5 protein-coding genes are annotated in these 10,535 nt (G+C 31.5%); 2 read left to right on the top strand and 3 right to left on the bottom strand.

Annotated features, from left to right (window positions below; all coding sequences use genetic code 11):
* Positions 1 to 10: 10 nt before the first annotated feature.
* Together DUZ96_RS12120 and DUZ96_RS12115 are read right to left on the bottom strand one after the other, a co-directional pair.
* Complete coding sequence (locus DUZ96_RS12120; protein WP_114302196.1) at positions 11 to 3,700, bottom strand: metallophosphoesterase; 3,690 nt, start codon at positions 3,698 to 3,700, stop codon at positions 11 to 13.
* A 139-nt stretch (positions 3,701 to 3,839) separates the two neighbouring features.
* Positions 3,840 to 5,402, bottom strand: a complete 1,563-nt coding sequence (locus DUZ96_RS12115; RefSeq protein WP_114302195.1) for a YdiU family protein — start codon at positions 5,400 to 5,402, stop codon at positions 3,840 to 3,842.
* A gap of 132 nt (positions 5,403 to 5,534) precedes the next feature.
* Here DUZ96_RS12115 and DUZ96_RS12110 point away from each other — a divergent pair, with 132 nt between their 5' ends.
* A complete protein-coding gene (locus DUZ96_RS12110) occupies positions 5,535 to 6,749 on the top strand; it encodes a Pycsar system effector family protein (RefSeq protein ID WP_114302194.1) in 1,215 nt (404 codons plus the stop codon).
* On the opposite strand, the gene DUZ96_RS12105 is transcribed toward DUZ96_RS12110, so the two are convergent.
* Positions 6,746 to 9,118, bottom strand: coding sequence for a GAF domain-containing protein (locus tag DUZ96_RS12105; RefSeq protein ID WP_114302193.1), 2,373 nt, complete (start codon positions 9,116 to 9,118; stop codon positions 6,746 to 6,748). The genes DUZ96_RS12110 and DUZ96_RS12105 overlap by 4 nt on opposite strands.
* A 247-nt stretch (positions 9,119 to 9,365) precedes the next feature.
* Between DUZ96_RS12105 and DUZ96_RS12100 the strand changes: the two genes are divergently transcribed.
* The gene (locus tag DUZ96_RS12100; protein WP_114302192.1) at positions 9,366 to 10,520 is read left to right on the top strand and encodes a glycosyltransferase; all 1,155 of its coding nucleotides are present in this window, start codon (positions 9,366 to 9,368) and stop codon (positions 10,518 to 10,520) included.
* The last annotated feature ends 15 nt before the right edge of the window (positions 10,521 to 10,535 follow it).

The following is a 10,535-nucleotide window of genomic DNA, read 5'->3' as shown; positions in this document are numbered from 1 at the left end:
AAATTTTAAATTAAAACCCAAACCCTAATTTAAATGCAATCCGTAAACCATCATCGCTGTTGAAAGCAGACAAATTAGCATTTATCATACTATAAGCAGTTACAAATATGCCACCTCCAATTGATGTATTCCATTGATCTTCATTAAAACTAGGATCAGCTACCCTACTATCATCTATCCACACTCTACCATAATCAAACCCTCCAAAAAAACCTACGTTAAATGGTAAGAAATTAGATGACTTACGTCTTAAATTGAAACGCAAGTCAGTACTTTGTACGAAAGCACTTTTACCTGAGAATCTCTCTCTTCTATAACCTCTTAATCCCGTTTGATCTCCCAATACAGCAGCCTGATAAAATTCAAAATCGTCTCCAAGGTTAATATGGCTTCTTAGTTTAGTTGCCAGCACAACTTGACCTTCAGGTACTAGTTTGTAATCAAATGCTAATTCAGGGATCACATAACCAAAACCTTTTGTTGTATTTGTATTATTTCTATAACCAGCTTCAACACTAAACATCATTCCTAATGTTGGAAATGTCTTGTCATCCTTTACATCATAAGTATATTTTGCCTGTGCACCAAAAAATGCTTGCTGATCAAATAATTCATCGTTAGCAGGGAACTCAGTTTCTAAATAGCGCCCAGGAGTTCGTTCAATCTCATTTGACTCATATGCAATTCCTGCTTCAAAGGTCGATCCATATTGCCCTCTCCAAATCAATGAAGGAGTTGCACTGATTGTGCGGATTTTGACTCGGTTAAAATCAAAATCAATATTATCATTGTCAACCTCTGGGTTTGCAGTAGAATTTCCATAACCAAAATAATTAACGGCAAAATTTGGACTATTATAATGTACATTAAAAACCAGATTGGTTGTGCCGAATACGTTTGCCAACTCTCCTTTATAATTTAACACAAGCCCTTGAGTTGCGAAAAAGTAACTAGCTGCGATGGTGTGTTGTGATGAGAACGGATTTCTTTCAAAATTATAGTTTGTCAATTCATTTGTTACACCTAAACTAAAACCATCATCAGGGTTTGCACCAATAGTTGGAAGTATTTTGTTTGTACCATTTTTTAATTTCTTATAGTTATAGACATTGGTTTCATAATCATCAGTAAGTTTTCTGTTTCCTTTATTAGTTAGATAAGTATTCTTTTTTGTTTTATGTTCATAATACTTTAGTCTTTTACCATTTTTAATATCATAAGTATCATTATTTTGCCCACCTACTAAACGTACTTTAATTAACTGGTCACCTTCACCATAAACATTAAAAACATCATCGTCGTCTAAAGCATAAACCCAAATTTCCTTAGTATCCTCATTGGTATAGGTTCGCTCAAGTACCACATCCGCTTTTTCACCACCCTTAATACGGAACACAGATACTTTTGTCTTACCGTTTGGCAAACGTTCTATATCAAACCAATCATCCTTATTTGTGCCTTTTACAACTGCAAATTTATTTATCAGTTTATAATACCTGTCCGATATATCTTGTAAGTTACCTCGTCTGGCCTTCAATAATCTTTTAATTTCCTCTACATCTTCATCTCTAACCTCTTCAGGAATATTTAAAAATGCTTCTTCAATAATTTCATCAGTAATGTTCTCTTGGATATATTTTACTTGTGCATCCCAAATAGGTTTGTCAGATACCTCAATTAATGCCATATCAAGAGGATATGGTTCTACATTAATTTCTTTTTCATCTACTAAGACTTCATCATATTTTCTTAGAAGTCCTGCAGAAGGTAAAAGTCTTACAGCGAGACCCAATAAAAAACCGTCACTCATTTTAGAAAAGGCCTGATCTCTATCTCTTGGCATTGGCCTAAAGATTTTTTTTTCATCTTCTTTAAATTCAATCCATCGCCATTGATCTTGATGCCTATCCCAATCACCAATTAACATATCAAATAATCGTGCTTTTATATAGGATGCCTCATCAACAACAAAATCTTCGTCTTTTCTGATCTTATCTAGCATATCAACAGTACTTAAGAGTTTGTTCTGATATCCAAAACTAGCTATGTCATCATGCCCTTCTGAAGTGTGCTCCTCAATCATATACAACTCATTACCAAAATCACCATTATACTTTCCAAGTGCATTTTGTTTAGGCACATAATATAATACTGGATTTGTGTGGTAGATACCAACAGCATCCGATAAATCTCCAACGACAAAAGGCGCATAAGGATGTGACCCAGTGAACACATCCATAACTAATTTAGTTGTAAAATCCTCGTCTAATTTATCACCGATATACTTATCCTTAAACACAAGTGCTTGCAGATATTGAGCCGCTTGCTTTTCTAATGCACGCATAACATACTGAGCGCCATTTTTATCTTCTAACCTTAATGATTTTGATTGGTTTCCACCTCCTTTTCTTACTGGTTTCAGCCCTCCAAATAAGGTGTCTAAATTTACGGCTGGAGCTTTTACAGGTGTTGTAAATTGCTTTCTGAATCTTTCTCCCCATAAAAACTTATAAAAGCCTGATTTTTCAGCGTCTTCTATTTTATATATAGATGAAGTAACCGTTTCTGGAAACTTTGAAGGATAATTACTTATATCATATTTTATTGAATCATAAACTGAAGTCTTATAAACTGGAACATTAATATCTGTTTCATAAAACCTTACAAAAGAAGAGCCATCTGTAAACACATCTAATCTGGCATAACCATTCACTCCGTAGCTAAACTTTCCGTTACCTATTAAACGTGTTGCTGAAGTTTTAGAACCTGAACCGCTCACTATTTGTGGTATTCCACCTTCAATAATATATTGTAAGTTATGTTCGTGACCTGAAACAAAAACCACCTTGTCGTTATCTTGAGCCAAACTAACTACGCGGTTCTTTAATTCATTATACATCTTATTCTGAAGATCCACATTAATTACACCTCCTGTTTTTCTAGCAATATTTTTAATCGTACCAAAAACAGGTAATGGTTTCATATGGCTTGCAAAACTATATTGGCCTCCATGAGGACCATAAGTAAACATAGGGTGATGAATTGCTATTATTGTCGTTTTTCCGCGTGCTTTCTTTATTTCGCTTCTTAATTCATCTAAAAAATCAACTCTTGTTTTTATATCACACTCATCATTGATTGTTGGATAATTATCCCAATCTGCCACATACCAATGAGAATCTACAATTATAAGTACTATATCATCTGTGATATTAACCTTTTCGATAGGGCAACCATTTTCAGGCAAGAATGTATTTTTACCTAATTCGTCTTCCACAAATTTTTCTTGGCGTTTTAACCCCTTAATTCCACTATACCAATCATGATTTCCTGGAATAAAAACTGTTCTTCCCTTAAAATTTTTAGCGATATCCGTTTGAACCTTAAGTCTATGTTCCGCTAACTTTTTTTTATCTTTTTTATTGGTAAGCCCATTTGGATAAATATTATCACCTAAAAAAATCGCGGTACTATTAGAAGAGGCCTCACTTAAAGCAGCACCAAAATTAATAATTGCGGAATCTACTTGATTCATTTTAGAATTACCAGCATCACCCAATAAATAGAAAGAATGTCTTATCATTTTATCTTCAGGAAAATCAACAATTGTATTTTTTTCCACCTGCAATTTATGAGTTGCACATGCATTTACAATAAGACTAATTATTAATAAAAGAACAGTTTTACGTAAAAAATTCATGTGGGAGTATTGATTAGTTAATAATCCAAATATATTAAGTATTAACTTTTCTTACAAAATTTGAATGATAAGCGACAGAGTATCTATAAATTTTGGATTTTAACAGATAATATAATATTAGCCAAAGTATTTTGATTAATTACGAACTGCAAGACAACATAGAACAACCTACTTTATGCCTAGCCCATTCAGGTCGTTTTGCAAACCATTTTTCCTTGCTAGACTGTTCATCATATGGATGTTTTAATAGGTCAAAAAGTTCATGAATTAAGCCATAATCACCCTTGTCTGCATTATCAATAGCCAACTGTGCCATATAATTTCTGAGAACATACTTTGGGTTTACAAGATTCATGACTTTTTTTCGATCAATTTTTGTTAAAGATTCTAATTGCAATCGTTTATCGTATTCTAAGAACCAATTGTTCCAATGGCCTATAGCATCATCATTCAATTGATCTAAATTGTAAAAAGCATCTTTAATAATTGAAATACCATTCATTGGTTCTCCCATTTTATAATTAGACAATAATCTAAAGAAAATTGTCATATCGGTTTCTTCAGCTAGCAAACAATCTTCTAGCAAGGTTATAAGTTTTAAATCAGACTCTTTAATGGTCTGTAAACCGAGTTTAGAACACATCATTTCTAATGACTTCCTTTCAAAATCCGTCTGGTAACTTTTTAAAATAGATTCAAAGGGTTCTTCTTCTTCAACTAGAGGATACAAGGCATTTGCCAACTGCAAAAGATTCCATAAACCAATGTTTGGTTGATTACCAAATCTATAGCGTTTATTTTGTCTATCGGTAGTATTAGGTGTCCAGCCAAAATCAAAACCCTCAAGCCATCCGTAGGGTCCATAATCTATTGTAAGTCCTAAAATGGACATATTGTCCGTATTCATAACACCGTGCACGAAGCCTACGCGTTGCCAATGAATTATCATGTCTAATGTACGCAGTGTCACTTCTCTAAATAATTCTACATAAACAGCTTTACAAGGATTACCCAAGTGCGGAAAAAAATGTCTTATTGTATAATCAGTAAGTTTTTTTAAATTCTTAAAATCTTGTCTAGAGGCAAAAAGTTCAAAATTGCCAAATCGAATAAAAGTTGGTGCAACTCTGCAAACTATTGCACCCTTTTCGTATGCAGAATTTCCATCATAAAGCATATCCCTTAGCACATCATCACCAGAGAGCATTAGACTCAATGCACGGGTTGTAGGCACACCTAGATGATACATTGCCTCACTGCATAGATATTCACGTATAGAGGATCTTAAAACAGCCAAACCGTCACCTTGTCTAGAATAAGGTGTTTTACCTGCCCCTTTTAACTGAAATGCCCATTGATTATTATTATGATTTGCTTCAAAAAGATTAATAGCTCTGCCATCTCCTAGTTGTCCTGCCCAATTTCCAAATTGATGGCCTGCGTATGCCATGGCATATGGTTTGGTATTTGGATACACTGTGGTTCCTGAAAAGATTTCTAAAAATTCCTTCGAGGTTAAATCTTTAACTTCAAGCCCAATATCTTTGGCTAATTGCTTAGATAAATGAATTAAAACTGGGTTAGACGGTATTAAAGGCCTTACATAAGAATAACCAGCTTCAAATACTTGTCTTCTCGTATTCTCTGAATTATCATCCGGTGGTAATTCTTTGTTATATGTATCTAAAATATTTAAATGCATAATTTTAAAATGGCCAGTTTAAACCTAGCAAAACGAATCTTGTTCTATAAAATAGCTTTCATGGCTAAGTTACTAATTAGCCATTATATGGATAGCAAATAATTCTTAAATTAGCATTTTAGCGATAACACTATGGAAAATATCTTAACTGAAGTTGAAAAATATGTAGTACACTATCTTAATGAAAAACTAGATTCGAAATTTGTTTATCATAATTTAGCCCATACTCAAAGAGTGGTTGAAAAGATTAATGAGCTAACGCAAGAGGAAAGTGGTATCACGGATGATGAAAAACGTCAATTACTTGTTGCAGCTTGGTTTCATGATACTGGTTTTACAGAAACTATAGATGGACATGAAAAAGAAAGTGCAAAAATCGCTAGAGATTTCCTAAAACAAAATAATGTAGCAGATACTGAAATAGATAGAATTGCAGAAATTATTTGTGCTACAGAAATGACCTATGAACCAAAAACAAAATTAGAGGGTATTATAAGAGATGCGGATTCCGCTCATATTTCTAGTAAGAATTATGAGGATTATGCTTCACTATTAAGGAAAGAATGGGAGCTAACCTTAAATAAAAACCTAACAAAAGATGAATGGCTAATATCAAATATCGAATTTTTGACCAATCATACCTTTAACTCAGATATCGCTGCTAGTAAATGGGAAAAACGAAAAGGTAAAAATTTAGCAAATCTTTTACAGAGCTACAATAAAATTAAAATTGACACCGACAAAATCAAACACAAAAAAGCTGAATTACAGTTTAAAAAAGAGAAGTTAGATTTACCGGATCGTGGCGTTGAAACCATGTTTAGAGTAGCATTAAGAAATCATATTACATTAAGCGATATAGCAGATACAAAAGCTAATATATTATTATCCGTAAATGCAATTATAATTTCCGTTGCGCTTTCTAACTTGCTTCCTAAATTAGATAATCCATCTAATGATTATCTAATATATCCTACTTTGGTATTTATGGGCTTTACAGTAATTTGTATTGTACTTTCTGTATTAGCTACGCGCCCTAATGTAACTAAGGGTCAATTTACAAAGGAAGATGTTGCCAATAAAAAAGTTAATTTATTGTTTTTTGGAAATTTTCATCAAATGAAGCTCAATGAATTTGAGTGGGCAATGGAAGAAATGATGAAAGACAAAGATTACTTATACGGTTCTTTGACTAAAGATTTATATTTTTTAGGTTTAGTTCTTAACAGAAAATACAATTTATTACGAGTTACTTACAACGTCTTTGTTATTGGAATTGTGATTAGTGTAATAGCCTTTGGTGTTTCATTTATGTTATCAGAGACAGGCGTTAACTTAACTTCTTAGTTACTGATCTCCTTCATTAAATCATCATAAGTATAATACTCTTTGTCATTATTATCCTTATGATAAAGTACACTTACACGGATTGCCTTTAAACCTGTAACAGCCTGTAAATCCTGAAGCTCTAAAATTTCAATATCATTATCTAAGTAATTTTTAGATTGCAAAAACTTAACATACCTAAGGTATTCTTCTTCATCTTGTTTTTGAGAATAAACAATACTTATTTTTCCTTTTTGCGTAATACGCTCATTGGTTCCTTTTATAAATGCTTTATCTACACGTTTTTTTACTATTTCATATCTTGCATTATATGTACCATCTACATCAAATTGCTTTTCATCCATTCTAAAACTAATAGACAATGGTTGGTTAAATACCAAAATCATTGAAGCAACATCTAGTTTAATTGGAAAATCTGTTTGCATCTGATAGTATGAATTTTCCATTTCACACATAATCTGTAATTGCCATAATCTTAGGTTATATAAGTAAATTGGACTAAAACTGTCTTCTTTAGTTAAGGATTCACCTATATACATGTTATGCTCAACTCCATCTGTTTTAAAACGTTCAAAATAATGTGGGTACATTGCCTGCGCACTAATTTGCTTTTCGTCTAAAAGGGAAGCCATATTCTTGTTGATCGTAGCAATAGTCTCATCGTAATTTTTACGGTTTTGATATACCGTACCAACTTTACTATCAATTGAATTTAAATAGACCCGTATTTCTTCTTCAAGGTTCTTATTTGTCTTAAGGTGATTTAAGACAGGATTTAAATCCTGTTTTATAAAACCATTGATCTGTTGCTCACTATCCACTTGGAAATTATTGTCTAGCGATTCTAACCATTCATTTATCTGATATAAATACTGCTCGTAAATAGGTAGAGCTTCCTGATCTAAAGCATTTTTAATAATTGATTTCAGCGCGCTTAATTGAATTTTAAGATCGAGTTTAGTGGCGCTATTTCTGGCTTCAGAAGATCCCTTAATATCAATTTGACCAAACAAAGGGTAAATATCATTAAAGGCTATTTGATTAAAATTTGGTTCTTTTCCATTAAGATCATCCTTAATATATTTTCTCGCCTCCTGCTTAAATCTCCATTGTACACTTTGGTGTATCGATGTACACTCTTGCTGTATAATAGCGTCAACTAGGTTTTCCTCTTCATTTTTTGAACGCTCAACAGCAGAAACTATAAATGGCATTACGTCTACTAGTTTATTAGCATTTATACTGTTTAAAACCTGAGGTTTTTCAGAGACAATTTCCAAAATTCCCATTAAGCCATCTTCATTTGCAATAGGTGAAAATATGGCACTTTTTATCCCTTGCTCATGCAATACCCTAACATGCGGAGCACGACCTTTTGATTTGGAAAATGCTTTAACTATATCTGAAATTGAAAAGTACTTTTTCTCTTGCAACAATCTATCATAAGACCAGCGACATAAGGCATCAGAACAATTTGAAACTTCAAGATTATTAAGCAAAAAACTATCCATACCTGCTCCATATACGCGTTCAAAAGTATCATCCTCCTTATTATAAATGGAGAATCCAACCTTAATTTCTTTTAAACCCAAAAGTGAACGAAAGATTTCATGAAAATCCTCCATAAACCCATCATTTTTACGCTTGTCTTCTCCTATTAATGATGATTTTATATTTGAAATAGATTGATCGTCCGTTACATCAAAAATATTCGATATAACAAATCCTTTGAAATCATAACTGTTTGGTGGGAACTTTTCTTTCCATAAATCAATATTCTCAAAATTATCCAAAAGTTGTGCATAATCCTCGTCTGTAATTTTTGGTGCATTCTTTTTTGGAATAATTTCTATAAAATCCGCATTATATAGTATCTTATAATAGCGCATTACTCCATTTGCATCTGGTATTTCATAAAAAAATGGGCGTTTAAAATTGAGATTATAACCGTAACAAAAGTTTAAAATTACTGAACAGGCAATAATATATCTTTGGTCCTTTGGCATATTTTTGATCTGCAAATCAAAATCTTCACCAGCAGTTTTAAGTATATTTTTAAATCGAGTAGAAGAATTAAATATTACATCTAAAAAAGGGACTGATGCTGTTTTAATTTCATTATAAGAAAGGACCGGACTAAAAGCATCTTGCAATATTCCTTCAATTTCCTTTTCATGTTGCTGCAAAATTGTTAAATCACTAAAACCATCTCGCAATATTGGATAATCCTCAGCTATTTTTAATACTCTACTAGCATTTAATGCAATAAAATCATTATCTGCTTCAATTAAATTCTCATACTGAGTTAAATATTTGTTGAAGCTAACTTTAATAACTAATGGCGATTCTAAACCTTCATTAACATCCATAGTACTAATTCTTGTTGGTTGTATTTAACTAGTTAAACAATAGTCGTTTTGAATAGGACTATCTTACATCCATTTTGTTACATTACGTATATTTTAATAATGAAAACCACAATTTCTCATGAAACTTGTAAACAAAATAATGAATTTTAAATTTAATAAAAGTTCGTTTTAAACTTTATTCTAAGTGACAAAGCATATAAAGATAATCTATACTTAATTCCAACAGGATTTTATGTATTATTGTTAGATGGGTAATAAACTAATTTACGTAGACAACACTTCAATAGGTTCAAAACATGAAATGTTCAATACTTCATCATTGAAAATGTTCTCGGAAATATATGATGAAGTGACCTTTTACTCTTCTAAAACAGTCAAAATAAACATCTTTAACATCTTAAAAAAGATACCTGACAACATATCTTTCAAGTATTTACCCGTAATTAATGCTAAAAGAAGAATTAGCGGTTATTTATTTGCTGTAACAGCATTACTCACAAGTTGCTATATTTTAATTAAAACAAATAGAAATGATGTAATTTTTTTCAACTATACAGTTTTATGGGGGCTTTCAATACAATTATTTTTAAGCAAAATATTAAACCAGAAAGTAATTTTTATGTTTCACGGTGAACTTGAGTATTTATACGACTCTAAAAGTCCTTTGAATTCGCTTTCATCAAAAGCCTTACGCAAAATAAAAGAGAAAAATTTCACACCTCCTAAAAACGTATATTTCTGCGTATTAGGAGAAAGTATTCAAAGAAATTTAAAGAAGTACGTCTCTAATAACTTTTATCAAAAAACTATATTTTTTGAACATTCATATATTTTTAGAGAAAAGGTAAAATCAAAAAAAATTAATGATGGATTTCTTAGAATTGGAAATCTTGGAGAAATAAGAAGTGAAAAGCTGTTCATTGATAATTTAATTAAATTTTCAAAATTACTAGAATCCATAAAAAAAATTAAGTTCTATTCTATCGGACGAATATTCTACAACAAAGATTTATTGGAAAAAAATGGGATTAAAACAATTCCTGACTCTCATGTAAGAAGATTAAGTCGTTCTGAAATGAATAATTATATGTCAATGCTAGATTATGTCATATTTTTATATCCAAAAGATGGATATATCTTAAGGGCAAGCGGAGCAATATTTGATGCCATTGACAATGAAAAGCCTATACTAGCCATTAGAAATGAATATTTTAATTATTTGTTTTCAAAATACCAAGAGATAGGGTATCTTTTTGAAAACACAGAAGAAATATTTGAATATCTAAACAATATCAATCAGCAAAATACAAGTATAGACTATAAAAAGATTAAGCATCAACTGAGTCCAGAGATTATAGCGTTGCATTTTAAGAAAGAACTAGAAAAAATAAAGTTCTTATAATTAATTTTAATTAGT

The organism is Winogradskyella sp. KYW1333 (assembly GCF_003335675.1).
Classification (GTDB): domain Bacteria; phylum Bacteroidota; class Bacteroidia; order Flavobacteriales; family Flavobacteriaceae; genus Winogradskyella.
Note: the sequence above shows the minus strand (reverse complement) of the source record. Positions and strands in the feature narration are given on the sequence as shown.